The organism is Bacillus sp. 1A, assembly GCF_052682215.1.
Genome location: NZ_JBQYLZ010000001.1, coordinates 1,702,830 through 1,728,843, shown reverse-complemented (window position 1 = coordinate 1,728,843; position 26,014 = coordinate 1,702,830). Strand labels below are relative to the sequence as shown.

Sequence of the window (26,014 nt, the reverse complement as noted above, 5' to 3'; positions counted from 1 at the left end):
CTTCTATATCTTCTATCTGGAGGTATAGTCTATGACATTTTGGCAATTTGCATTTAAAAATGTAACGCGCAACTCAAGAGCTTACTTCGCTTATTTCGTAAGCAGTTCGTTTTCAATTGCTGTGTTCTTTTCATTTGCAGTCTACTTATTTCATCCAAAACTACAAAACTTTGGCATAGTCTCTGAAATTTCAGGATTAATGATATTTTCAGAAGTAGTAATTGTATTTTTCTCTTTCTTCTTTTTACTATATTCCATTGGCACCTTTTTAAAAGTTAGAAAAAAACAATTCGGCGTTTTGACCGTTTTAGGAATATCTAGAAAACAATTACATCGTCTCGTTTTTATGGAAAATATGTTAATCGGTATTTTATCTATCTTTTTCGGTATGCAGTTTGGACTTGTCTTCTCGCAATTTTTCTTATTAGTGACAGCAAAAATTACGCACGTACCAGGCATATATTTATACTTGCCTATTAACGCGTTTATTTTAACGACCATCGTTTTCCTTAGTCTTTTTATCATTGTATCAGCATTGACACCAATGCTAATTCGCACAAAAAAAGCGGTACACCTTTTAAAAATAAATGTTGGAAAACAAAAAGAAAGAAAACCATCCATACTTATTTCTTTATTTGGAGCGATTTGTTTATTTGGAGGCTATGCTTTAGCTGGGAATCCTAAATATTTCGCATCAGTAAGCCCACAAATAGGTATTATATATATGGTTTCAAGTATTTTCGTTATCCCAACGCTTGTGACAATCGGAACATATTTCTTCTTTTCACAAATTAGTTTCTTACTTATTTACATTTTAAAAACGAGAAGAAAATTTTATATGAAACGGATTAATATGCTTTGGATTTCGGATTTAGCAAGCCGTATTCGAGCGAATATTAATATGCTTTTTATTGTAGCAATGCTATCTACTATCGCTTTCACAATGATTACGTTCCTATATGGGTTCGGGAAATTTATTAAACTAGAGGTTAATAGAACTTCTCCTTTCCCAATTTCTTATTTTTCTTATGATGCGAATCCTTTTGTTACGGAGCATTTAAATTGGCTTGAGCAACAATTACAAAAAGAGCATTTCCCTTATGAAAAAATAAAAGCTGATATATATGAAACACCACTAGAAGAAGATAAAGGTATAGCTATTTATAATGACGTATACGCAATTAAGCAAAGTGACTATAACAAACTTGCGGATTCTTTACGAATGAAACAACTATTTATGAATGATAACGAGGCATATGTTTTAACGGGGACGTCTTATATCACTATATTCAACGAATTTGAGCAAAGTTATAAAAGAGATTACATTACAATCTCTAGTACAAATACGAAATTACGAGTAAAAGGCTATGAGCATGTCAATGCAATTCCATCTGGCTTTGCATATCAAACGATAGTTTTGCCTGATATTATCGTGAGTAACTTCCCCAACACGGTAAAGCATATATCGGCGTACAATTACAAAATGCAAAACTGGGAACAGACGTATAAAATTGCTGATACTTTTATAGAAAAGGTCCAAAAAGATCGAAATAAATCCCAGTATGAAGGACCTCTTATTCGATCCTTTGAATCAGCAGGATCGTTATACAGAATAACATCTGGTAGTGCTGCATTCTTCCTAATCGGAACATTTTTAGGAGTTATTTTCTTCATCGGGGCCGGTAGCGTTCTTTACTTTAGAATGTATACCGATTTGACGAACGAACAAGAAAAGTATATAACCATTTCTAAAATCGGTGTAACAGATACAGAGATGAAACGATCTGCAACCATTCAGCTTAGTATTTTATTTTTCGTTCCGTACATTATGGCATCCATTCATACAATGTTCGCAACGAAAATGCTACAAGATGTAATTGGTTTATCTTTGTTCAAAGAAGTTTCAGCCGTTCTTATTATTTTTGGATTCGTTGAAATCGTATTTTTCTTCTTCATTCGTTCACTTTATATGCAAAAATTATCACAGTACACGAGTGGACAAATCATTTAAAACAAACTTAATGAAAAGAGTATTTCTTATACTCTTTTCATCTTCATCCTACTAGGAGGCTAGGCAAATGACATTTTGGCAGTTTGCATTTAAAAACGTCACACGGAACGCCAGAGCTTATTTCGCCTATTTTGTAAGCAGTGCGTTCTCCATCGCAATTTTTTTCTCATTTGCAGTTTATTTATTTCATCCGAAATTGCATATGACAGACGTTAATTATGCTTTGAGCATATTAATGACAATTTCAGAAGTTGTTATTGTATTCTTTTCGTTTTTCTTTTTACTATATTCAATCGGTACTTTCTTAAAAGTACGAAAAAAACAATTTGGGATTTTAACAGTACTTGGTATATCTCAAAAACAATTAAAAAGACTTGTATTTCTAGAAAACATGCTAATTGGTGTTCTTTCCATCTTTTTCGGCATTCAACTTGGACTTGTCTTTTCACAGTTCTTTCTACTAGTTACCGCCAAAATTACACATGTACCTGGTTTATATTTATATTGGCCAACGAGTGCTATTATTTTAACTATGATCATCTTTCTTGGACTCTTCATTCTCGTATCATCTTTTACACCGATGCTCATTCGTACGAGAAAAGCTGTACGTCTTTTAAAAGAAGGAACAAAACAAAAAGAAAGAAAAGCATCTGTGCTCATCTCCCTATTTGGTGCGATATGTTTAATATCTGGATACGTACTAGCAGCAAATCCGCTATATTTCATATCGCTTGGCGACGTAATTGGAATTTTGTACGCCGTCACCAGTATATTTGTCATTCCTTCACTCGTTGCAGCTGGAACATATTTTTTCTTTTCACAAATTAGTTTTTTACTCATTCGTATATTAAAAACGAGAAGAACATTTTATATGAAGCGAATTAATATGCTTTGGATTTCTGATTTAGCAGCGCGCATTCGGACAAACATTAACATGCTCTTTATTGTAGCGATGCTATCAACACTCGCTTTCACTATGATTACGTTCTTATACGGTTTTGGGAAATTTACAAAGTTTGATGCAGTAAGGGAAAACCCTTTTCCTTTTACATATTTATCACATACTGAAAATACGTTAGCGGATGAACATTTAAATTGGTTAAAACAAAAGTTTAACGAAGAACAATTTACTTATAAACAATTTAAAACGGATATATATGAAGTATCTTCGGCGGAAGAAACACCGCAGCTCTATTATGCAATTAAACAAAGTGACTATAATATACTTGCTAAAGCATTAAACTGGGAAAATCTCCACGTGAAGAATAATGAATCTTATATCCTTATTAAAGATTTAGATAATCAAGTTTTTGAAACACTTCATAATCAAAAAACGAAAAATTCGCTTACGCTGAACCAAAATTCTTTACAGTTACGCATAAAAGAATATAAAAGTTATAATCCATTCCCAAATAGCTTAATATCACAATTACTCGTATTATCTGATGAAAATGTAGAGGCATTATCATCAGCTTCAAAACAGATGAGTGTATATAGCTTTAAAGTTAACGATTGGGAAAAAGCTAATAACATCGGTTCAGCATTTGTAGAAAAGATTGATAACGACGAAATAAAAATTCAAGCAGAGCACCCACCTTTCCATGCAAGTGAAGCAAGTGATTCTCTATACACAACTAAACTAAATGTCGCTTCCTTCTTCTTAATTGGTACTTTCTTAGGTGTTATTTTCTTTATCGGTGCTGGCAGTGTTCTTTACTTCCGGATGTATACAGATTTAACAAGTGAGCAAGAAAAGTATGTGACGATTACAAAAATCGGTTTAACAGAAGCCGAGATGAAACGATCTGCTACAATTCAACTTGCGATTCTGTTCTTTGTTCCATACATTATGGCATCGATCCATACGATGTTTGCGACAAAGATGCTACAAGAAGTTTTACATCTCTCGTTCTTCGCTGAGATTACAGTCGTACTGATGATTTTTGGAACAGTTGAAGTGATATTTTTCCTTTTAATTCGTTCCTTCTATATGCAAAAATTATCACAACATATTAAGTTTTAACGGATAGAAAGGTGATTACTATGGAAGAAGTTTTACACATAAAAAACGTATCAAAAGTGTATGAAGGAAAAGTCCCTCATACTGCTTTAAAAAATATAAATTTACATGTAGATAAAGGTGAATTTGTCGCTATCATGGGACCATCTGGTAGTGGTAAATCTACATTTTTAAACGTTATCTCTACAATTGATTCACCCACTTCTGGTGATGTCGTAATTAACGGAAAAAAACCGCACACATTTCGTAGAGAGAAATTAGCTATTTTCCGCCGCCAAGAGTTAGGGTTTGTTTTTCAAAACTTTAACCTGCTAGATACACTAACAATCGGTGAAAATATCGTACTCCCTTTAACGTTAGATAATGTTCCATTAAAAGAAATGGACGAAAAGCTTGATAACATTTCAAAAAAGCTTGGCATTGATCATATTTTAGACAAACGTATTTTTGAAGTTTCTGGCGGACAAGCACAGCGTACTGCTGTAGCACGTGCTGTTATTCATCACCCGTCACTTCTACTTGCCGATGAACCGACAGGAAATTTAGATTCGAAAGCAGCAATCGATGTAATGGAGTTATTTACGAAATTAAATAAAGAAGAAGATGCAACAATTTTAATGGTTACTCACGATCCATTTGCAGCAAGTTATTGTAACCGTGTTATTTTTATTAAAGATGGAGAGCTTTACAACGAACTGCACCGCGGATTGTACCGTGAGAAGTTTTATCAAGAAATATTAGATGTTTTAGCATTACTAGGAGGAAGACGTGGATGACATTTTGGCAGTTCGCATTTAAAAATGTCTCGCGTAATTCGAAAGCATATTTCGCTTATTTTGTAAGTAGTGCGTTTTCTATCATGGTTTTCTTTTCCTTTACCGTATACGCGTATCATCCACGCTTACAAATTATGAATAAATTGCATGAACAAGATCCGCTCATGAACTTAGCCGGAATGGCACAGTTTGTTATCGTTTTGTTCTCGTTCTTCTTTCTCTTATATTCTATTGGGACATTTTTAAATGTACGTAAACAGCAATTTGGCGTTTTAACTGTTCTCGGTATATCTCAAAAACAATTAAAACGACTTTTGTTTACTGAAAATATGATAATTGGAATACTCGCTATTTTTGCCGGTATTCAAGGCGGTCTTGTTTTTTCTAACTTTTTCTTACTCGTTACTTCTAAATTAACAAACGCAAAAGGCCTCTATTTATATTGGCCTACAGAAGCAATTATCGTTACAACAATAACTTTTATTATTTTATTTCTCATCGTATCTACGTTTACACCGATGTTCATTCGTACTCGTAAGACAACTCGATTAATTAAAAATAATAAAAAGGAAAAAAACGAAAAAAAGCCGTCTATACTTATTTCATTATTTGCTGTAATTTGTTTAGGGCTATGCTATTATATCGCCGGTTATCCGCAAGGCTACGTAACTGAAAAAAATGCACAAAATGGATCTGTATTCTTAATTATGCTATCTATTTTACCGCTCGTAGTAGTCGGGACATATTTATTCTTTTCACAAACATTTCTTCTTTTCATCTATATTTTAAAGAAACGAAGAAAGTTTTATTTGAAACAAATAAATATGTTATGGATTTCAGATTTAGTTTCTCGTACCCGCAGTAATATTAATGTACTCTTTATCGTTTCTATGCTATCTGCCCTTGCATTTACAATTATTATCGGGTTATTTGCTGCTAATAATAATACGAAAGCATCCATACTAGAACGATATCCAATACCCTTTACCTATACATCAGAAGGTGTTAATTCATTTGAACAAAAGCATATTACTACGATTGAAACTGAACTTACAAATGCTAATTTTCAATATAACAAATATAAGTTTACCGTTTTAAAAGATACAGCTTCAAAAGAGTCAATTTCCATTATGAAAATGAGTGATTATAACGCAATTGCAAAGCAATTAAACCGACCAGAAATCACTCTTGATTCTACACAAGTTTATAGTATTTCTCGCTATTCACCAGCACTACTAAATCTCGTGTCTAACCCATTTGCGAAGCAGGATACGATTACACTTGGTTCTAATAAAAAAGAATTTCAAATTAAAGGTTTTATTAATAAAGGGATCGCGCCACTCTTTACATTACCTCATTTAATTGTGATGCAAGATGAAGTAATTGAAAATATGATTCCTCATATTGAAACAATTACAGTTTATAACTACTTCGTAGAAAATTGGGAAAATGCAATTATCCCAACAAAAAACATATTAAAAAGCTTAGATCACGATTCAGAAACCTTGTATGAAGCACATAAGGGTGAAGAAAATTTCAGCCTGCCATTTCATATTGATACAGCTACTGATGAACTCATTCACAGTAAGGAAAATGCAGTCGCTCGATTCTTTATTTGGGCATTTCTCGGTTTTATTTTCTTTATCGGTGCGGCTAGTGTTTTATACTTCCGTATGTATAACGACTTAACGAATGAAAAACAAAAGTACATTACAATTACAAAGCTTGGATTAACTGAATTAGAAATGTTTCGTTCTGCAACGATTCAATTAGGAATTTTATTTTTCGTTCCGTATATCGTTGCTGGTGTTCACACGCTATTTGCGGTTAAGTTTTTACAAAGCATGTTCGCTTTTTCTTTACTAAAAGAGTTATTGATTGTACTCACCTTTTTCGGGATTATCGAGATTATTTTCTTCTTCTTAATCCGTTCTCTATACATTAATAAATTATCACAGCATATAAAAATATGAATAAAATAGCCTTGTGCATTATGCACAAGGCTATTTTCAATAGTTTTTAATTAGCAGCAATATCCACCATAGCCGCCGCCATAACCGCCGTAACCACCATAACCACAACCGCCTCCGCCTCCGCCGAAGCAGCTAGCACCGATGATAATTAATAAAATAAACAAAACGATTAGAAGCGCAAAACCGCCTCCGCAACCATGGTTTCTGCGGTTACAATCATCATGTCTGTGTTCACACTTTTCGCTCATTACTCTATTCCTCCTTTAGTATCATTCATAACAAGTTCTTCTTGCTCTAAATGAGGGGATTCCATTTATAGTATGTTTTCAGGGCGAATAGGAAGCTTGACCTTATTAAAAACGGGCTTGTTTTAGGAATTGGACTTTATTAAAAAGTGAATTAGCCTTATCCAGATGTAAGCATAAAGCATTTGACATACTCTTAATTTCTTACTAACATTTAATTAAATGACCAATCAATTTTTTGATTATACATTCAAATTATATAAATTAGGAGTTGGATAGCGTGACTGATTCTTTTATTGCAGAGGCTAGACGTGAACAAATTATTCTTGCATGTATTGATACATTAGAGGAGGTTGGATATAACAACTTAAGCTTAACGAAGGTAGCAAAAAAGGCTAAAATTAGTACGGGACTTATTTCTTATCATTTTAACGATAAGCTTTACCTTATGAATCGCACATTACAATTTTTAATTGCCAAACAACATGAATTTATTAGTAATCGTGTGCTATTAGCTCAATCTGAAATAAACAAACTAGAGGCTTTTATTGAAGCACATTTGGCTTATCAAGAAACTCATTACAAAAATAATATTGCCTTAATTGAGATTGTCTTTAATGCAAGAAATGAAGAAAACATTCCTTATTACAGAATCGAAGAAGAAGAAGAAGATGCTCTTAGAACAATGTTATTAGATATTTTGAAGAACGGTCAACAAAATGAGATGTTTTCTAACTCTTTCCAAACTGACACATTAGCTTCATTTATTTTAGGAGCAATCGAAGAAAGAATGCTGAAGGCGAATTCATCTATATCTATAGAAAATTACTCAGATGAGCTCATAAAAATGGTGAAGAAACTCATTTTTTAAACATGCCCTGATCTTGAAAAAATATATATTAAGAAAGGATGAACTACACATGAAAAAGACATCTGCCATTGGATTAGGTTTTTTAGAAAAGTTACTTGCTATAGTAAGTCCAATCCTTTTAGGCATTATTGGATATTTTTCACCTAAATTAATAGAGATTATAAAAAGGATTCCTCTCTTTTCTGATTCGAAAATTATAGAACTTTCAAATTCTATTAACCCCTTCTGGCTTCCAATTATCCTCATGCTAATTGGTGTTATTGCAGGAATTTTATTTTCTTTAATTATTTATAGTGAAGCTTTAAAAATGAACATTACTTCGGAAAGCATTCATGTAAATAAGGATGATCAAAAGAAACAAATTACCAGATCAAATGTAAACGCCGTTTTTGTAGATAAGCGTCAAGTGGTTATCATTGATCAAGAAGACCGAGAATGGTTACGTGAAACATCTGACATTAACCCAAGCAAAATTAAAGATACTTTCGTAATGCACGGCTTCCCCTGGGTGGAACAAGATCCTTATAAACATGAGTATAGCTTATGGAAATTAGAGGATGAGCGATTTAATAAAAGCATAAATACTATTTTGTATGAAAGACGAAATGCCCTTCGAGAAGGAAACTCGAAAAAAAAGAAGCATTTACGCAAAGATTTGAATGAGCTGGGGGTCTTTGTCAAAGACGAAGGAGAAGATCAGTATGTCCGTTCTATTAAATAATAGGACAATAGAAAAAAAGATATAAAAAGCACCTCGCCCTGTATACTTTTAAGTAACTACGCTCAAAAAAATAGCAAAACCCACAGAGAAATTGAATTTCTCCTGTGGGTTTTATTAATTTAAATGGGCTTTTCTCCCTAAAGAAACATATTCAACACAAGCGCAAAGCCAAATGCAATAAATGATAACAATGTCTCAAGTACCGTCCACGTTTTAAACGTTTCCTTCACCGTTAATCCTAAATACTCTTTTACAAGCCAGAATCCTGCATCATTTACGTGAGAAAACATTAATGATCCCGCACCTGTTGCAATAACGAGCAATTCTAAATTCACTCCAGACATGTGCTGAATAACTGGTGAAACAATTCCTGCTGCTGTCGTTAATGCTACTGTCGCTGAACCTGTTGCAATTCGAATTAATCCAGCTACCATAAAAGCTAATATAATTGGTGATAACGATATATGTTCTGCCATTTGTGCAATCGCCGTTCCAACGCCGCTTTCAATTAATATTTGTTTAAATCCACCGCCTGCACCGATAATTAAAATAATGGAACCGACCGGTAGTAAACTTTCGTCCGTTAATTTTTTAATGACCTTTTTATTAATTCCTTGTCTTATTCCAAGTAAATAAAATGCTGCAAAACATGAAATAAGTAAAGCAATTACTGGACTTCCTATAAATACAAAAAATTCAGTCATCTTTTTCGGTAATGAAATATATGGTGCCACTACTGATAAAATCATCAATACAACTGGTAATAAAATAATAAAAAATGAAACTTTACGACTCGGTAAATCAGTTGATACTGTCGTAACTCGAACAAGCTCTGGTTCATTTTCAGGTATAACCCTTTTATGCACCCACTTTGCAAATATCGGTCCTGCAATAATGGCTGTTGGTAACGCAATAATTAATGAATATAAAAGTACCTTTCCTAAGTTCGCGTTATAAATACCGATTGCTGTCATCGCCCCTGGATGTGGTGGCACGAGCCCATGTACAATCGATAATCCAGCAATAACAGGTAACGCAATTAATAATATATTTTGCTTCGTCGTTTTTCGAATGGAAATAACAAGTGGTAATAAAATGACGATCCCCACTTCAAAAAATACTGGAATCCCTATAACAAATCCTGCAAATAACATAGCCCAAGGTAGTTTCTTTACACCGAAAAATCGAATAAAGAAGTCTGCCACTTGCATGCCGGCCCCTGAATCGGACATCATTTTTCCTAAAATTGTTCCGAGAGCTAAAATACCAACTAGATGCCCTAGTACACTACCGACACCAGTTTCATAGGCAGTCACTATTTTCGTCAAATTCAATCCAGACATGATAGCTAAAAATAAACTCGCAACTGTTAAACTAATAAATGCATGCCATTTCCACCATGATACCCCTAAAATAACAATCACGATCGCAAGTAACGTGACGATTAATAAGTATATATCCATTCTTCATTCCCCTTACTTTATAAAAAAAGAGGGCGAATACCCTCCTTTTATACGTCATAATTCACTACATAATGCTGCATTTCTGTGTTGTAGTAGCCTTCGCTATATTCAATTACTTCGCCAACTTCATCGTAAGAATAGCGCATACGTTTTAATAACGCTGTCCCCTCTTTTTCACCTAACGCTTCTGCAACAAAACTAGGCGCAAGTCCAACAGCGAATTCATCTCTGAAGTTTTCTAAATGTATACCTCGGTCTTCAACTAAATCGTAAAGCGATTGCAAGTCAAAGTCCGATAAATCTGTACTTGCCATGTGTGCTGAGAAATAGTGCGTATAATGAATGTACGGTGCATCATTTAACGTATATAAACGTTCGATACGAAAACTTTCCTTACCGAATAATCGAAATGGCACTGTTCCTTCTTCATTACGAACGATTTCTGCTTTTAGCAGTTTCTTTTGTACTTTATATCCTTCTTCCACTAACACTTCTGTAAATTTCTTACCCTTTGACAACTTTGTCGCAGAAGTATTACGGATGACTTTCGTTCCTTTACCGCTTTTCTTTTCCAAATATCCTTCTTGAGCAAGTTCTTTAATTGCATTACGCACTGTAATTTTACTCACTTTGAACTCTTCTTCTAACTGCGGTTCGGAAGGAATATTCGTATGAATCGCATATACACCATGCAATATTCGATCACGAATAATGTTTTTTATTTGTAAATATAATGGTCCTTTTTTTCTCGTTACGTTCACCGTTACACCCACTACCTTTCTACATCACCTACTGATGCCGTCATTGCCCGAAGTATATCCTTCTCTGATGACATTGGCGTATCACCGACGATTGTATGTGCAAGCATTCCAGCTGCTGACGCAAATGAAACAGCTTTCTCTGGTGCAAACTCTTCTATCTCGCCATGAATAATCCCGCTCGTATAAGCATCTCCAGCACCTATTCTATCATATACAGAAAACGTAAGTGTTTTTGCAAAAGTGAACGCACCATCTTTACATATAAACCCGCGAAGCGAGTGTGTATTATCACTATTAATAGAGCGATGTGTACCAGCAATTGTAGCAATCTGATATGTTTCAGCAACCTTTGGAATAAGATCAACAAGTTGCGCCTCTCGCTCTGTCTCTTCTGTTTTCATTCCAAGAACGAACATTGCATCTTTTTCGTTCATCATTACAATATCAGCTAGCCCTAACATTTCTTCATAATGTGGTTTCGCCTGCTCATACCCGTCTTCTCCCCAAAGAGATGGACGATAATTGCAATCAAAAACGACCGTGCCTCCGCTTTCTTTAACTGCTTTCGCTAAAGATTTCATATGATGGCGCACCGTATCATTCATCGCAAGTGTAATGCCGCAAAAATGAACGATATCAATTTCCTTGGCGATTTCTTCAAATCGGTACATCTCTTCACATGCCGTATTGAAGCTACTTTCTAATCGATTTGAATATGTAACGCGGCTTGCACGTGCACCAAATCCATTTTCTAAAAAGTACATACCGACATATTTACCGCCTCTTGAAACAAATGATGACTGAATGCCTAACTTTTGAATGTGCGATACCGCCGCATCTCCAACCGAGTTTTCCGGTAAAGTTGAAATAAGAAACCCTTCATGCCCTAGATGAGAAAGTGCAGCTGCCACGTTCACACCTGTACCAGAAAATGAGTAATTTAATGTGTTAGCTTGCGACAACAATTCATATCCTGGTACTTGCAGGCGCATCATTACTTCACCAAATGCTGCAATTTTCTTACGCATATTGATCAACTAACTTCTTCACGACTGCTAATAATTCACGAACATCTTCTGTTTTCGTATTACCAGTTTCTTTATCAATAATAGAAGAGTACACGTGCGGGATAACTTGCTCTACGTTTGCTTCAAGTGCAATACGTACAATTGTTTCGAAGTTTTCTTTATCAATTCCGCCTGTTGGCTCTAATGCGAATCCTTCTTCTGCACAAGCTTTCGCAACCGCGCGATATTCTTCTTCATGAGCTAAGCCTTTCATTGGGAAGTATTTCAATGAATTTCCGCCCATATCACGTACAAGTGCGATTGCTGTTTTAATTGGAACGATTGCTTTTTCTTCTCCAGCTGCACTAATTGGACCAGTAGAAATGTTTACGTACCCTACTTTTCCTGTTGGTGATACTAAACTATTAATCCAGCTATCTTTTCCGCCAAGATTTGCACGTGTCGCTCCAACTGAAGGGAACACTTGGTTAATATGGCTACCAGGATAATGCTTCGCAATTTCAGCTACAACTGCCGCTTGGCGATTATCCCCTGCTCCTAGTCCGATTGATACAGCGTCATCAATTTCTTTTCCGTATGCTTTCATCGCTGTAACAGCTTCTTCTACTGTTGGATAGTCTTTTGATAACACTCCAACAACTACATAACCTTCTGCTGCCTCAAAAATGTCTTTTGCATTTTCGATATTGTTCGCTAATACATTTAATGCTACGCGGCCTTTATAAAAACGTTTTTGAATGTTTGTCATTTTAGTTTCCCCCTACAATTTCTCTCATTTTTTCTTCAATTACATGTATGTCATCACCTTGAAGTGGACGTGGATCAATATCAAAGAATCCTTGTCTTACTCCGTAATCACGTGTATAAATTGCGATTTCCCCTTCGCGTAATGCTGTTACGACGTCTTTTACTGATTTATTTAACTCGTTCTCGTTAATGTGAATACGTGCTCTAAAGATTGCTCTTCCTGCTTCATCTTGAACGATCGTTACATTTACACCATTTAATTCTTTTAGCGGCATAAGTACTTGTAATAACTCTTTTTCTTGCTGGCTCTTATCTTCTTTTACTCCGTACTCATCAAGTGCTTGAAGTAAGCCGAAAGTTGTTTCTTTCCCAACTTTCATACTTCTTCCGATGCAATGTAATTGCACTTTCAGCCACTCGATATATTTTCGTTTCCCACCGACAATACCAGAAGTTGGTCCTTCAATTGCCTTTGAACCGCTATAAATGGCAAGGTCTGAATACTTCACGTACTTTTGAATATCTTCTTCAGCTGCCGCATCGACGATAAGTGGGATGTTATTTCGCTGCGCAACTTCCCATGCTTCTTCAACAGAAATCATATTTTTTTGCACGGCGTGATGTGACTTCACATAAAGAATTGCTGCTGTATTTTCACCAATCGCATCTTCAATATGCTCTGCTTTCCCTTCATTTGCGTAGCCAACTTCTACAAGTTTACCCCCGCCTAAGTAAATCATCGTTTCAACAGGCGCACCGTATTGAACGTTATGACCTTTTAACATAATCACTTCGTTTTTCGCGATGACCTCTTGATGAAGTCTTTCACTTTTACGGCGATTTCCTTTTGTAACGATACTAGCGATAGAAAGCGCAATTCCGCTCGATGCTGAATTTACAACGACCGCTGCCTCTGAATCTAGAATTCTCGCAATATGGTCTCCTGCTTTATCTACTAAATCAGCAATTTCCACATAATTTTGTCCACCATGTTTCATCGCATCCATAACTGTATTTGCCGGAGCGGATACACCTAAAATACTCATTCTACCGCTCGCATTAATCACTCTTTTTAATCCGTACTTAGCATTCAATGAATGACCCATTGATTACAACCCCTCTCGTATCAATTCTTCTTTCAGCAATGCGCTGATCTCCTTCTGAATCAATTAACGTAATCGGTTCATCTTTCACCGTAAATAAAGTTAAGTTTGCAATATCGCCTTCTTGAATACGACCAAGCTCTGGTTTTTTCAGCCACTCTGCCGCATTTTTCGTCACCGCATTTATTACTTCTTCTAGCGGATAACCTAAGTAAAGGAATTTCGAAAGAACGTGAGCCATACTATACACTGGACCGTGTATACGATTCTTCCGGTAAATGTCTGTACTAATTGTATTAAAGGCAATACCGTGACGCTTCGCCGCTTCTGCTACTTTAAAAGAAAAACTAGCATTACCGTGACCAACATCTAAATGAACACCGCGCTTCACTGCATCTAGTAACACAGGTAGCGGTTTGCCTTCTTCATCAAATAAATTATTGTCTTTCCCGTTTAAGTAATGTGTAATGACATCATCTTTTTCTAAAAGAGGTACAACTTCCTCGATGCGAGGTGGCGCTGAACCGATATGTACCATAATCGGTAATGATGTTTCACGAGATAAATCGCGGGCTACATGAAGCGGTTCAATTCCACTATCACAAACGACACTTTTACTCATTCTCGCTTTTAACCCAACGATTACATCTTTATACTTTTCTACTGCTTCTATTACTTTCTCTTTATCTATCCATTCCATATTGGATAATTCATCAATTCGTTTCAAACCGATGCGAGAAATATTTAAAAAGGCAAATAAATTCGTTTTTGCCTGCTCTCTACTTTGTACTAAATCTGCAATACGATCAGCTCCGCAGCTACCTGCATCAACAATTGTCGTTACCCCTTGCTTAACGCCAATTTCATCCACCTCATCGCCATACGGATCAAAATCTGGAAAAGCATGAACGTGTAAATCAATCCAGCCACTCGATACGTAAGTACCTGCGTAATCAAGAATCGTTCCACCCTCGCCAGCACCAGCTTTCGTCACCTGTGCGATTTTATTATTTTCAATTACAATGTCAATCTCTTCCCCGTTCACACGTTTCACATTACGTAGTACGAATCGTTCTGTCATTGTATTTCCACCCTTTTCTATAAGAAGCCATAAGAATACGCTTACATTAAAGTTTCGTTTTATATCTCTTTCACACGTTTAGCGTAACATAAAAAAAAGGAGAAGTAAATATAACGTTATAATGTTTAAAAGTAAATAAAAAAGATGCTCCTCTAAAATGATGATAGTCTCGGAAATTATATCAACGATTTTTCGAATATATCTATCATAACCTGCAATATATCAACGATTTTTCAAATATATCTACCGTAACTCAAAATATATCAACGATTCAACAAGAAATATCGATTTACCGAAAAAAACGTCAATTCCTTTCTTATATAAGAAAAGGCTGTCCCAAAACGGAACAACCTCTTTATCTATTCCTGAACCGTCACAATAACCCCATCCATATTATTCCCCGAAATTTCATACTGCTTATTCGCTGGAACATTCACTTTCCTGTTCCCGGATACTTTATAATAAGAAACCGTATATTTCTTACCTTCCACATCCGTTGTGATTTCTTTTTTCTCTTTTAAGAAGTCCAAATATTCCTCTAATGTAATTTTCTCCTTTTGCATAATGGCACTATGCGGTAATCCTACATAACGTATATGCCACGGCTCATATTGAATGCCTGTAATATGACTTTTATTTTTCGGATAACGTAATACAAAGCCGTGCTTCCATACGTTCTCTTCAATCCATCTTCCTTCAGGCGCTTTCTCCATTTTCTTTTGCGTAGATCCAACGTCGAGTGATAATCCTAAATTATGTTCACTGTATCCTGCTGGAAGTGCATAATCAGATCCCATTTCTTTATACAATTTACTTTGCTCTTGAAAATCTCGATAGCCGCTATTCATTAAGAAATGCTGCACTCCATCTTTTCCAGCTGCATCGACAACATTCAAAAACTTTTTTACAACATCCTTAGATAAACGAAGATTTCTATCAAATATGACGTAACCTCTTACTAATTCACTACTATGATTTACATTTATAATGTCAGACCTAATACTATCTTTTTTAACTGGGTAATCTTTATTAACTAATAATAGGTCCCCTTTATAAATTTCTTCTTTTGTAACTTCTATCTTTTTCGTATTCGCAGCTCTTACCGTATTATCTTTGTCTGCAATTTTAACATCGATCTCTTTTTGAAATAGTGGTGATATATAAACGCCTACGCAGATTGTGCATGCTATAAATAGAGAAATAAATACCCACTTTTTCATTTCTAGTTCCTCCTTAACGTAACTTACGTATAGAATAGAAAAAACTATTAAAATAAAAAGTGGGGTAAAGTTTAAATTTTTATTAAATTGCTTCGCTCTCTTCTTTTGGCAATCTCACTTCAAATATCGTTCTAATCACATTACTTTCAGCAGAAATCTTCCCATCATGCTGTTCAACAATATTTTTCGCGATAAACAGTCCAAGGCCTGTACTACCTTGTTGCTCTGACCTTGCTTTATCACCTGTATAAAACATATCAAAAAGATACGGTAAATCTTCTTCCGGAATGCTATCTCCGTAATTAATAATTTGTACGACTACCTCTTCACTCTCAATATATCCGTTCACATCGACAAACTTTCCATCATACCCGTAACGAATCGCGTTCGTTAAAAGATTTTCAAATACCCTCGCTAATAATTTTCCATCACCGCTAATAGGTAAATAAGAATCCATGTTCAATCTCGCTTCTAAACCCTTTTTCTCTAATAACGGATACAATTCTTCCTCTAACTGTATAAGCAATTCACTTATATCAATTGGTCTTTTGTCCAGCTGCAACATCCCATAATTCATTCTCGTAATTTCAAATAATTCATCAATTAAACTTTCCAGCCTTTCGGATTTCGTAAAAGCGATTGTGGAAAAATGTTTAATTTGTTCTTTCGTCAAATTCTCATCTTTAAGAATTAAATCTAAATAACCTAAAACAGATGTTAACGGCGTTCTTAAATCGTGAGCTAAATTAACAATGAGCTGGTCTTTACTACTTTCCGCAAAGTCTCCTCGTTCAACCGCTTCCTTTAATTTTTCACTCGCTACATTTATTTCACGTGCGATATATCCAAACTCATCATTAGATGAAACGCGCACTTCATTTGTAAAATCACCGTTTGCCAAATGATGAATTCCGTTTGAAATCTCATCAAAATATTTTAAATACGGCCTAGTAAGGAAGAAGAAAAACATAATGGATAGAGGAATGAAAATAATCAAAAAGAAATTAACGTCCCCAATTTGTCTTACCATTGAACGGAATTGGGCTAATGGATCTTCAAAACGAACGACTAATTTGTAATAGATACGTAACCCTTCATAAATGATATACGTTACACCGCCAGCAAATATCATACTTAACGCAAATAGCATAACCATCTTCAAGCGAAAGCTTCTCATCTTTTTAGCCATTGAAAGTATACCCTACTCCCCACACTGTTTTTATTAACTTATTCTTTCTTTTATCTTCCCCAAGTTTTTTCCGCAATGTACGAATATGTACCATAACTGTATTTCCGCCTTCATAATAATCATCTGCCCATACTTGTTGAAAAATATTTTCCACATTGTACACTTTCTTCGGATGGCTCGCTAATAAATATAAAATATCAAACTCTTTCGGTGTTAATTCAACTTGTTCTCCGTACACATTTACTGTTCTTCGCTCAGGATCGATAACGACTCCGCCTACCTCTAAAGCAGATTTATTCGCCGCTACTTTCGGCTGATTTAGTGTAAGAAATCGGCGTAATTGTGCATTTACACGTGCGACTAATTCAATAGGTGTAAAAGGTTTCGTCATATAATCATCTGCACCTAATACAAGACCTGTCACCTTATCAAAATCAGATGTTTTCGCACTTAAAAAAATGATTGGCATATGATGCTTCGCGCGAATTTGACGCGTCACTTCATACCCATCCATTTTCGGCATCATAATATCTAAAACCACTAAGTCGATTGGCTGCGTTTCAATAATATGAATTGCCTCTTCCCCGTCCGCTGCCTTCACAACATGGTACCCTTCTTTTTCTAAATGTATCTCAATTAAATCAGCAATTTCTGCCTCATCATCCACTATTAAAATTGAAATGCGCTTCATTTTACTCCCCCTTTCCCCCGCTATTTGCGGGCAGTAAGACTCCCACCTCAAAATTCGGGTGAATCAAAGAAGTTAGGTGGAAGATCAACTGCCCATAAAAGCCCGATTGGTGCGGGCTAATAATCAGTGGGGATGCCCCCACTGATTAAAGTTTCACTTTATACGCTCGATTGTAAACTAGTCTATCCAATTTGTACAATACGAAAAGGTTACTCGCAGGAGTAACCTTTTCGTATTGTACTGTGATAGTAAATGAAATTATATCGACGATTTTCCAAATATATCGAACACAATTTGAAATATATCAACGATTTTTTTAATATATCGACTTACCGACAATTAACGACAAAATCCTATCGCTATTTGCGGGCATCCTGATTAAATATTAAATTCACCGCTCCAAAACTATCCGCTGCTTCGTAATTTCCGCTAACCTTCCGCGGTCAACTTCATACTCAGCATCAACGCTTTGCGGTACAATCACTTTCCCGCCCTCAAGCGTCACTTCCGGCGAAATAATATCCTTCTCCCAATGTCGACTAGAAGCGGATATATCACCAGGAATCGTAAAGTTCGGCAATGAGGCGAGAGCAACATTTTGAGCTCGTGAAATCCCCATCTCTACCATACCTCCGCACCAAACAGGTATGTTATGCTCCATACAATAATCATGGATTTGAATCGACTCCGTTAATCCGCCCACTCGTCCTGGTTTAATATTAACGATGCGGCAACTGCCAAGCGTAATCGCAACGCGCGCGTCTTCTAAACTATGGATACTTTCGTCTAAACAAATCGGCGTTTCAATTTTCTTTTGCAGCTGTGCATGATCAAGAAAATCGTAATCCGCTAGCGGTTGCTCAATCATCAGCAATTGAAATTCATCTAATCGTTTCAGTTTCTCCGTATCCGCTAACGTGTACGCTGAATTTGCATCAGCCATTAACGGGATATGCGGGAACTCTTTACGAATTTCTTTCAATAATTCGTAATCATGCTCTGGCTTTATTTTTACTTTAAAACGCTCGTATCCTTCTTCCGCGTACTTCTCGATTTGTTTTAACATAACCGGAATCGTATTGATTCCAATTACAACACCGACTTCAATTTCAGTCCTAGTTCCACCAAGTAATGTCGCTAATGACTTCTTTTGACACTTTGTATATAAATCCCAAACAGCCCCTTCAATTCCGGCCTTTGCCATTCTGTTTCTCTTTATAAGCTTGAACAACCCTGGTATTTCATTCGGATGAGAAATTTCAGCTTTCAATAAATCCGGTATTAAAAAATCTTGAAGTACATGTAGCGCTGTCTTCACCGTTTCTTCCGTATACCACGGTTCAGAGAACGCAACAACTTCGCCAAATCCAATGTATCCGTCCGTATTTTCTAATTCAATGACGATACTTTCACGCTTTTCATACGTTCCGTAGCTTGCAGCAAACGGGATTACGAGTGGCATTTCCGTTATATGAAGTGTCGCTTTTTTTATTTCCACTTACATCTCCTCCACTAATTGTCTTAACTCTCGTCTTAACAATTTTTTCGAAGCATTTCGTGGTAATTCCTCTAAGAAACACGCTTTCTTCGGCACTTTATATTTCGCTAATTTCTCCTCGCAAAAATGCAGAATTTCTTCTTCTGTTACCTCTCCACTTTTTACAACAAAAGCAACGGGTACTTGTCCCCATTTATCGTCAGTCATACCGACAACACCGGCTTCCGCTACCATCGGATGAGAAAGCAACACTTCTTCAATTTGAGCCGGATATATATTTTCTCCGCCAGAAATAATTAAATCACTGCGGCGATCTAATACGTATAAAAATCCTTCTCCATCTAAATAACCGAGGTCACCAGTATGAAGCCATCCGTTTTGAATTGTTTCGCGTGTCGCATCTTCACGGTTAAAGTAACCGCCTGTTACGTTCGGTCCTTTTACTACGATCTCGCCTTCTACAAACGGCGGTACTACTACGCCATCTTTTTCAATACGAAGTTGGCACTGAAATAGTGGTTTCCCAGCTGATCCTACTTTCGTTAACATATAATCTGCGGATAACGTACAAATTTGCGACGACGTTTCTGTCATACCGTACGTTTGATACACAGGAATTTCTTTTTCTACACATGTTTCGAGTAACGGTTTCGGGGCTGGTCCTCCGCCAAGTAACATGCATCGTAAAGAAGATGGATATGTCTCTCCTCCAAGTATCTCTAATAAATCAGTTAACATTTTAGAAACGACAGAAATGATCGTAACACCTCTCGTTTGAAGTGCTTTATGAATGAAATTCGCATCATATTTCGGAACGAGTAAAATGCGCATTCCGTACATAATGTTTTTCATTAAAAGGGAAAGACCGCCAACGTGGAACATCGGCATACAAGCTAACCAGCAATCATCATCACGAAGCCCTAAATTAAGCGAAGAACCGACTGCGCTTGCCCAGTGATTACCGTATGTTAAAATAACGCCTTTCGGTTTCCCTGTCGTCCCTGACGTATAAATGATTGTCATCGCTTCTTCTAAAGAGAATTCTTCTTGTATAGAGGCTTCCGCCTTCGATCCATTCATCACTTCGGCAAATGAATATACAGGAACATCTTTAGCCTCGAAATCTTGATCCGTCACTAAACAAATAACTTCAGCATCATCCATTTGCCAAAGTAGCTCTTCTCTTGAAAGACGCGTATTTAAAAGTACAGCTACTGCACCTACGTAAGATAGGGCGTGAATAACTGTAATCATCTCCATACCATTTTTCATCAGAACAGCCACCTTTTGCCCACGCTTTATCCCAACATATGAAAGGTGTTCACAAACAGATACTACTTTTTCATGCAGCTGCATAAAAGTAACCTTTTCATCCTCTATTTCAATTGCAGTGCGATCTGGTGTTAAAAATGCACGTTGCATTAACCAATTCGGCATCGTCTCCATCATATTCATTCTCCTTTCATGAAAGAAAGAGACTTGATATGACATCAAGTCTCTTAGTTGTTTTGTTTCCGGTTTGATCTCAGCTAGCTACAGCGGCTAGAACAGTCGGTCGTTTCACGCCTTCCTACGAGGCTAAACAGTCGGCTCCGCTTTTGGTTTGATCACGGGAAACGAGGGAATTGACCGAAGTCCGGACTGCGTTTTTCTTTGAACGCGTCGCGACCTTCTTTTGCTTCGTCAGTTGTGTAGTACAATAACGTTGCATCTCCAGCTAGTTGTTGAATACCAGCTAGACCGTCTGTGTCTGCGTTGAATGCTGCTTTTAGGAAACGAAGTGCCATTGGGCTGTTTGCTAAGATTTCTTGTGCCCATTGTACTGTTTCTGCTTCAAGCTCTTCTAATGGTACTACTGTGTTTACTAAGCCCATATCAAGCGCTTCCTGTGCGCTGTATTGACGGCATAGGTACCAAATTTCGCGAGCTTTCTTGTGGCCTACCATACGAGCTAAGTAACCAGCTCCGTATCCACCGTCAAAGCTTCCTACTTTAGGACCTGTTTGTCCGAATACAGCGTTGTCTGCAGCGATTGTTAAGTCACATACGATATGAAGTACGTGTCCACCACCGATTGCATAACCTGCTACCATTGCGATAACTGGTTTAGGAATTGCGCGAATTAGACGTTGTAAGTCTAATACATTTAAACGAGGGATTTGGTCGTCACCTACATATCCACCATGACCGCGAACTTTTTGGTCGCCGCCAGAACAGAATGCACGTCCACCTTCACCTGTTAAAATGATAACGCCAACATTTGCATCATCACGAGCGTGTGCAAAAGCGTTGATTAACTCCATTACCGTTTTAGGACGGAATGCGTTATGTACTTCAGGACGGTTAATCGAAATCTTTGCGATACCATTGTATGTTGAATAAATAATATCTTCGTAATTGCCTTCTGTTACCCATTCAATAGCCATTACAACTACCTCCTTGTATATTTTTGATCTCCTCTATAAGTGTAGCTTCCTTCTTAGATGAAAAAGCATCACTGCATAGTTTTTAGAAATCCCTTTACTATTGTATCAAACTTTTCCGGTTGTTCCACATGAATTGCATGGCCAGCACCATCAATTTTGACAAATTTCGCGTCAGAGACGCATTTTTCGATGTTTTTTAATATGCGAAAGAACTTTTCATCATGCTCCCCATTCATTAAAAGAACAGGTATTTTTAAGTTTTGCAGCTCGTTCCACCATGAAGGCTGAGCCCCTGTTCCCATGCCGCGCAAGCTATTTGCAATTCCTTTTGGATTGTTAGCAAGTCTTTCTTTTCGCACTGCTTCTTGTACGTTTTGTGCTAAACGTTTTTGCGTTTCAAACAGCGGAATATTTTCCCACATCGTTACAAAACTATTGATGCCTTCTCGCTCAATTTTATCGGCAAGTCGCTCATCTTTTTCACAGCGTTCTTTTCTAGCCTCTTCACTTTCAAGCCCAGCTGTACAATTTTCTAATAAAAGAGAATGTACATACTCTGGATATAGACATGCCATCGTAATCGCCAGTCTACCGCCCATTGAATAGCCGAGTATGTGCGCTTTTTCAATATGAAGGTAATCTAGTAGTTCTTTCATTTGCAATGCTACATTTCGAATATCATAATGAGTCACATCTTCAGGACTTTCCGTTTTTCCGTGCCCCACAATGTCTACTAAAATGACTTGAAACTGCTCACTCCAAGAAGGAACGAAGGAACGCCACGTTTCCATGCTTCCCGTAAAACCATGAAGAAGTAGAAGTGGTTCCCCGCTTCCGACCACTTCATATTCATACGATACACCTTGCAGCGTTACGTTCATTTTGATTCACCTTGCAACGATGTAGTAATTACGTCCTGCGTTTTTGCCCACAATTTACGGTGCAATGTTAAGTTTTCATCACGGTTCGTACAAATTTCTACAACGTGTAAACCTTCCGTCGTCGTTCCTTTTTGTACCTCTTCTCGGAATTGCTCCCAACCATTTACACGGCTAAATGAACCGCCGTACATTTTAACAACATGCTCGTAATCAAGTCCAATTGGCGTTCCAAATAATGATTCGAAATGTTCCTTTTTCTCATACTGTGGTAAGAATGAGAAAATACCACCACCGTCATTATTTACAACGACAATTGTTATATTTAATTCATGTAATTTTGCGGCTAATAATCCGTTTAAATCGTGATAAAATGATAAATCACCAATAACTAATACGAGCGGATCGCAAATAATACTCGCTCCTAAAGCTGTCGAAATGATTCCATCAATCCCGTTTACACCACGGTTTGCCATCACTTGAATATTTTTATCCGATGTGAAGAAGAATGAATCTGTATCACGAATTGGCATACTATTACTCGCAAATAATGTTGCCCCTTCTGGTAGTACGCGGACGATATCCGTAATGACTTTCCCTTCAAATGCAGTTTCATATGTTTCCATTTCACGAAGCGTTTCCTTCGTTTTTTCGTTTATATGTTTCCACATTCCGAACCAATCATTCTTTTTCATAACTGGCATTTTTTCTATTAGTGCCCTGCAAAATGCAATATCACTTGCCTGTACAACTTCTGTCGCAACGAGAGCTGGGTCTCTCCATTGGCCAGATTCTTCAACAACGATATGAACGGCTTTCGTCTGTTTTTTAATGAACTGCGTTAATGCTTTAGAAACAGGCATACCACCAAAGCGAATCATAACTTCTGGCTTCCACGTTTCTTTTAACAATTCATTTCGTAAAAATGTATCGTAACAGTCGATTATCATCGTTTTATCGTGATGTCCGCTACGAATGTTAGAAAGTGGATCCGCTAATATTGGATATCCCGTTTTTTCAGCTAGTTCTGCCGCAAACGCTGCGATTTCTGAATGACTATCATCTCCACAAATAATAAGCCCCTTTTCCATATGTGAAAGGCGCCCTACAAGAGAATCTACATATTCACTCGGCATCATCACGTTCCCTTGCTGAACTACTCCTGTATATTCCCCGCGTCCTTTATCCCATAAACTTTCTAATGAGAAATCTGGGATAAGCGGCTCGCGAACTGGAAAATTAAGATGAACAGGTCCTTGCGGCGCTAGAAGTGCGCTTGCTATCGTGCGCTGCGTCGTCATGCGAGCATAATGATACATCGCTTCACTCGCTTCTGGAAGTGCCATCTCTGTAAATTGCTTCACAAATGTACCGTATAAATTGAATTGATTCATCGCTTGTGGTGCACCAACATCTCTTAATTCATGCGGTCTATCTGCCGTTAAGACGATAAGCGGCACTCGTGAATGAAAAGCTTCACATACAGCTGGATAGTAGTTCGCTGCTGCCGTTCCTGACGTACATAATAATGCAACAGGGCGTTTTTTTGCTTTTGCGATACCGAGTGCAAAAAATCCCGCTGATCTTTCATCTACATGTAAATATGTGTTCATTCCTTCATGTTGTTCCATTAGTAGAGCAATCGGTGTTGACCGTGAGCCTGGACTAATGACAACATCACATACATTTAGACGCGTCAGTTCATCCACGAACGCGCCTAAATAATATGATAATGCTTCTATATGATTGTTCATTTCATTAATTCCTCCAAAGCACCAAGCATCGGTCTAAACTTCAAGCTTGTTTCTTCATATTCAAGTTGCGGTACTGAATCAATTACAATCCCGCACCCGGCAAATAAGGATGCTTTCGCGCCATTTAATAATCCGCAGCGAAGTGCAACCGCAAATTCACCATTTCCTTCATCATCTATCCAGCCAATCGGTGCACCATATAACCCTCTGTCTAACAATTCAACATCACGAATCAGTTTCATCGCTTCCAAACGAGGTGTCCCGCCAAGAGCTGGTGTTGGGTGTAATTCTTCTACCATTGTTAAAAGACTCGCATCGCCTTTTGCCTCTACAGGCGTATATAAATGAATTAAGTTTTTCGTTGTTAATAAGCCCGGACTTTCCGGAATATTAACGGATTCGCAGTGCTCATTTAGTACTCCTCGAATCATGTTCACAACATAACCGTGTTCAGCTAAATTCTTTTCATCATGAAGAAGCGCATTACTATTTCGTTTACTTTCTTCTATAGATTGACCATGACCAGTTGAACCAGCAAGACACATCGACGTAAACTTCTCATCTTCTTTGCGAATTAATCTCTCTGGCGTCGCTCCTAAGAAGCATGCTCCTTTATAATCAAAAGAAAATACGTAACAATCTGGTTGCCCAATGCGAAGCGCTTCTAAAACAAGAGCAGAATCAATATGATGATTCATTTCTACTTTTAGCTCCCTCGCTAATACAACCTTCTGCACGTTCCCCTGTTTCATCTCATCTTGCACTTTCTCAATGGCCTTCATCCAGCCTTTCGAATCTACTTCTACTTTAGAAGTAACTGTTAATTTCGATCCTTCTAGTGCACATTTACTCTCCCCAAAAATTTTCTCTTCTAAAGAAACAATTTCGTTATAAAGAGTTTCTGCACAATCAGTTGCTGAAACGAATGTATTCATTGTTAACCATGCTTTTTCATTTTTTACAGTTAATAAAAATGCTGGTAGTGAAAATGTCGTATCATCAAATTCTTTCCATAAGTCGGTTTTCTCTTTTTCTTGGTCAAATGAAAATCCACCAAATAAAAGAGGACCTGTTCCAAATTCGTATCTTTCTCTTTGTACAAATGCTTTCTCTTTTACTTTATCCCACTCGTCACGAGCCGTTTGAAAGCGTTTGTGAGAAGAAGTTGCTATAGTGAAAACAGAGCCAATTCCAGCAAATATTACATGCTGAGCTGGGTCTGCAAAATAACATCTATTTTCGAATGAGATCCTTTTTCCTGCTGCATAAAACAGAAGCGGATCTATCCAGTCTATTTGTTTTACGAAGCTAACCAATATTTTTTCATCAGTTGCATGCTTAATGGCTGCACTAAGAACTTCTTGCAAGCCTATTTGTTTCGTTTGAATCACAATTGTCTCCCCCCTATGGGCGAAAAATAGTCATAATTACGCTTGATTTTAAGATACACCTCAAACGAAAGGCCTGTCAACGTTTAGCATTTCTGAGAAATTCACCTTCTCTTCCTAGAAAATAAACGTTGACACTAAATGATGCTTTTTCTACACTTAGTTGTGTA

Annotated in this window: 22 protein-coding genes; 6 read left to right on the top strand and 16 right to left on the bottom strand. The window is 37.0% G+C overall.

Annotated features, from left to right (window positions below):
- The first annotated feature begins 31 nt into the window (after nt 1-31).
- The 4 genes from ACUN0F_RS08685 (at nt 32) to ACUN0F_RS08670 (ending at nt 6,780) form a co-directional block, all read left to right on the top strand.
- Nucleotides 32-2,011, top strand: a complete 1,980-nt coding sequence (locus tag ACUN0F_RS08685; RefSeq protein ID WP_445539375.1) for an FtsX-like permease family protein — start codon at nt 32-34, stop codon at nt 2,009-2,011.
- 67 nt (nt 2,012-2,078) lie between these two features.
- Complete coding sequence (locus tag ACUN0F_RS08680) at nt 2,079-4,034, top strand: FtsX-like permease family protein (protein ID WP_445539374.1); 1,956 nt, start codon at nt 2,079-2,081, stop codon at nt 4,032-4,034.
- 20 nt (nt 4,035-4,054) lie between these two features.
- Nucleotides 4,055-4,807: an ABC transporter ATP-binding protein gene (locus tag ACUN0F_RS08675; protein ID WP_000393250.1), complete on the top strand. Its 753-nt coding sequence runs from the start codon at nt 4,055-4,057 to the stop codon at nt 4,805-4,807.
- A complete protein-coding gene (locus ACUN0F_RS08670; RefSeq protein WP_097856758.1) occupies nt 4,804-6,780 on the top strand; it encodes an FtsX-like permease family protein in 1,977 nt (658 codons plus the stop codon). The genes ACUN0F_RS08675 and ACUN0F_RS08670 overlap by 4 nt, the downstream gene beginning before the upstream one ends.
- A gap of 50 nt (nt 6,781-6,830) precedes the next feature.
- On the opposite strand, the gene ACUN0F_RS08665 is transcribed toward ACUN0F_RS08670, so the two are convergent.
- Nucleotides 6,831-7,028: a YjcZ family sporulation protein gene (locus tag ACUN0F_RS08665; protein WP_001290407.1), complete on the bottom strand. Its 198-nt coding sequence runs from the start codon at nt 7,026-7,028 to the stop codon at nt 6,831-6,833.
- A gap of 277 nt (nt 7,029-7,305) precedes the next feature.
- On the opposite strand from ACUN0F_RS08665, the gene ACUN0F_RS08660 reads away from it, so the two are divergent.
- Together ACUN0F_RS08660 and ACUN0F_RS08655 are read left to right on the top strand one after the other, a co-directional pair.
- The gene (locus ACUN0F_RS08660) at nt 7,306-7,896 is read left to right on the top strand and encodes a TetR/AcrR family transcriptional regulator (protein ID WP_264462718.1); all 591 of its coding nucleotides are present in this window, start codon (nt 7,306-7,308) and stop codon (nt 7,894-7,896) included.
- A 49-nt stretch (nt 7,897-7,945) separates the two neighbouring features.
- On the top strand, nt 7,946-8,617 hold the full coding sequence (locus ACUN0F_RS08655; protein ID WP_445539373.1) for a YqeB family protein: 672 nt from the start codon (nt 7,946-7,948) through the stop codon (nt 8,615-8,617).
- Between the two features lie 137 nt (nt 8,618-8,754).
- Here ACUN0F_RS08655 and gntP read toward each other — a convergent pair whose 3' ends face one another.
- The 15 genes from gntP to ACUN0F_RS08580 form a co-directional block, all read right to left on the bottom strand.
- On the bottom strand, nt 8,755-10,080 hold the full coding sequence (gene gntP, locus ACUN0F_RS08650; protein WP_264462717.1) for a gluconate permease GntP: 1,326 nt from the start codon (nt 10,078-10,080) through the stop codon (nt 8,755-8,757).
- 47 nt (nt 10,081-10,127) lie between these two features.
- Nucleotides 10,128-10,853 carry a GntR family transcriptional regulator gene (locus ACUN0F_RS08645; RefSeq protein ID WP_445539372.1) on the bottom strand — a complete coding sequence of 242 codons (726 nt, stop codon included), beginning with the start codon at nt 10,851-10,853 and terminating at the stop codon, nt 10,128-10,130.
- Nucleotides 10,853-11,869 carry a sugar kinase gene (locus tag ACUN0F_RS08640; RefSeq protein WP_445539371.1) on the bottom strand — a complete coding sequence of 339 codons (1,017 nt, stop codon included), beginning with the start codon at nt 11,867-11,869 and terminating at the stop codon, nt 10,853-10,855. The genes ACUN0F_RS08645 and ACUN0F_RS08640 overlap by 1 nt, the downstream gene beginning before the upstream one ends.
- Nucleotides 11,862-12,617 carry a 2-dehydro-3-deoxy-phosphogluconate aldolase gene (gene dagF, locus ACUN0F_RS08635; protein ID WP_000181913.1) on the bottom strand — a complete coding sequence of 252 codons (756 nt, stop codon included), beginning with the start codon at nt 12,615-12,617 and terminating at the stop codon, nt 11,862-11,864. The genes ACUN0F_RS08640 and dagF overlap by 8 nt, the downstream gene beginning before the upstream one ends.
- A gap of 1 nt (nt 12,618) precedes the next feature.
- Complete coding sequence (locus tag ACUN0F_RS08630; protein ID WP_445539370.1) at nt 12,619-13,722, bottom strand: DgaE family pyridoxal phosphate-dependent ammonia lyase; 1,104 nt, start codon at nt 13,720-13,722, stop codon at nt 12,619-12,621.
- Nucleotides 13,700-14,800, bottom strand: a complete 1,101-nt coding sequence (locus ACUN0F_RS08625) for an amidohydrolase/deacetylase family metallohydrolase (protein ID WP_445539369.1) — start codon at nt 14,798-14,800, stop codon at nt 13,700-13,702. The genes ACUN0F_RS08630 and ACUN0F_RS08625 overlap by 23 nt, the downstream gene beginning before the upstream one ends.
- A gap of 359 nt (nt 14,801-15,159) precedes the next feature.
- Entirely contained in the window at nt 15,160-16,020 is an 861-nt protein-coding gene (locus tag ACUN0F_RS08620) for a M15 family metallopeptidase (RefSeq protein WP_445539368.1), read from the bottom strand.
- Nucleotides 16,021-16,102: 82 nt separating this feature from the next.
- A complete protein-coding gene (locus ACUN0F_RS08615; RefSeq protein WP_445539367.1) occupies nt 16,103-17,209 on the bottom strand; it encodes an ATP-binding protein in 1,107 nt (368 codons plus the stop codon).
- Nucleotides 17,202-17,900 carry a response regulator transcription factor gene (locus tag ACUN0F_RS08610; RefSeq protein WP_046956085.1) on the bottom strand — a complete coding sequence of 233 codons (699 nt, stop codon included), beginning with the start codon at nt 17,898-17,900 and terminating at the stop codon, nt 17,202-17,204. The genes ACUN0F_RS08615 and ACUN0F_RS08610 overlap by 8 nt, the downstream gene beginning before the upstream one ends.
- Nucleotides 17,901-18,291: 391 nt before the next feature.
- Complete coding sequence (gene menC / locus ACUN0F_RS08605) at nt 18,292-19,398, bottom strand: o-succinylbenzoate synthase (RefSeq protein WP_445539366.1); 1,107 nt, start codon at nt 19,396-19,398, stop codon at nt 18,292-18,294.
- Complete coding sequence (locus ACUN0F_RS08600; protein ID WP_445540811.1) at nt 19,399-20,844, bottom strand: o-succinylbenzoate--CoA ligase; 1,446 nt, start codon at nt 20,842-20,844, stop codon at nt 19,399-19,401.
- A gap of 161 nt (nt 20,845-21,005) precedes the next feature.
- Nucleotides 21,006-21,824 carry a 1,4-dihydroxy-2-naphthoyl-CoA synthase gene (menB, locus tag ACUN0F_RS08595; RefSeq protein ID WP_445539365.1) on the bottom strand — a complete coding sequence of 273 codons (819 nt, stop codon included), beginning with the start codon at nt 21,822-21,824 and terminating at the stop codon, nt 21,006-21,008.
- 68 nt (nt 21,825-21,892) lie between these two features.
- Nucleotides 21,893-22,705, bottom strand: coding sequence for a 2-succinyl-6-hydroxy-2,4-cyclohexadiene-1-carboxylate synthase (gene menH, locus ACUN0F_RS08590; RefSeq protein ID WP_061673092.1), 813 nt, complete (start codon nt 22,703-22,705; stop codon nt 21,893-21,895).
- Nucleotides 22,702-24,456, bottom strand: coding sequence for a 2-succinyl-5-enolpyruvyl-6-hydroxy-3-cyclohexene-1-carboxylic-acid synthase (menD, locus tag ACUN0F_RS08585; protein ID WP_445539364.1), 1,755 nt, complete (start codon nt 24,454-24,456; stop codon nt 22,702-22,704). The genes menH and menD overlap by 4 nt, the downstream gene beginning before the upstream one ends.
- Entirely contained in the window at nt 24,453-25,847 is a 1,395-nt protein-coding gene (locus tag ACUN0F_RS08580; protein ID WP_445539363.1) for an isochorismate synthase, read from the bottom strand. Before ACUN0F_RS08580 ends, menD begins: the two co-directional genes overlap by 4 nt.
- Nucleotides 25,848-26,014: the final 167 nt, after the last annotated feature.

Excerpts from the sequence above, each read along its gene's own strand:
- ACUN0F_RS08685 (WP_445539375.1), top strand. The coding sequence starts at position 32 with ATGACATTTTGGCAATTTGCATTTAAAAATGTAACGCGCAACTCAAGA.
- ACUN0F_RS08680 (WP_445539374.1), top strand. The coding sequence starts at position 2,079 with ATGACATTTTGGCAGTTTGCATTTAAAAACGTCACACGGAACGCCAGA.
- ACUN0F_RS08675 (WP_000393250.1), top strand. The coding sequence starts at position 4,055 with ATGGAAGAAGTTTTACACATAAAAAACGTATCAAAAGTGTATGAAGGA.
- ACUN0F_RS08670 (WP_097856758.1), top strand. The coding sequence starts at position 4,804 with ATGACATTTTGGCAGTTCGCATTTAAAAATGTCTCGCGTAATTCGAAA.
- ACUN0F_RS08665 (WP_001290407.1), bottom strand. The coding sequence starts at position 7,028 with ATGAGCGAAAAGTGTGAACACAGACATGATGATTGTAACCGCAGAAAC.
- ACUN0F_RS08655 (WP_445539373.1), top strand. The coding sequence starts at position 7,946 with ATGAAAAAGACATCTGCCATTGGATTAGGTTTTTTAGAAAAGTTACTT.
- gntP (WP_264462717.1), bottom strand. The coding sequence starts at position 10,080 with ATGGATATATACTTATTAATCGTCACGTTACTTGCGATCGTGATTGTT.
- ACUN0F_RS08640 (WP_445539371.1), bottom strand. The coding sequence starts at position 11,869 with ATGCGTAAGAAAATTGCAGCATTTGGTGAAGTAATGATGCGCCTGCAA.
- dagF (WP_000181913.1), bottom strand. The coding sequence starts at position 12,617 with ATGACAAACATTCAAAAACGTTTTTATAAAGGCCGCGTAGCATTAAAT.
- ACUN0F_RS08630 (WP_445539370.1), bottom strand. The coding sequence starts at position 13,722 with ATGGGTCATTCATTGAATGCTAAGTACGGATTAAAAAGAGTGATTAAT.
- ACUN0F_RS08625 (WP_445539369.1), bottom strand. The coding sequence starts at position 14,800 with ATGACAGAACGATTCGTACTACGTAATGTGAAACGTGTGAACGGGGAA.
- ACUN0F_RS08620 (WP_445539368.1), bottom strand. The coding sequence starts at position 16,020 with ATGAAAAAGTGGGTATTTATTTCTCTATTTATAGCATGCACAATCTGC.
- ACUN0F_RS08615 (WP_445539367.1), bottom strand. The coding sequence starts at position 17,209 with ATGGCTAAAAAGATGAGAAGCTTTCGCTTGAAGATGGTTATGCTATTT.
- ACUN0F_RS08610 (WP_046956085.1), bottom strand. The coding sequence starts at position 17,900 with ATGAAGCGCATTTCAATTTTAATAGTGGATGATGAGGCAGAAATTGCT.
- ACUN0F_RS08600 (WP_445540811.1), bottom strand. The coding sequence starts at position 20,844 with ATGGAGACGATGCCGAATTGGTTAATGCAACGTGCATTTTTAACACCA.
- menB (WP_445539365.1), bottom strand. The coding sequence starts at position 21,824 with ATGGCTATTGAATGGGTAACAGAAGGCAATTACGAAGATATTATTTAT.
- menH (WP_061673092.1), bottom strand. The coding sequence starts at position 22,705 with ATGAACGTAACGCTGCAAGGTGTATCGTATGAATATGAAGTGGTCGGA.
- menD (WP_445539364.1), bottom strand. The coding sequence starts at position 24,456 with ATGAACAATCATATAGAAGCATTATCATATTATTTAGGCGCGTTCGTG.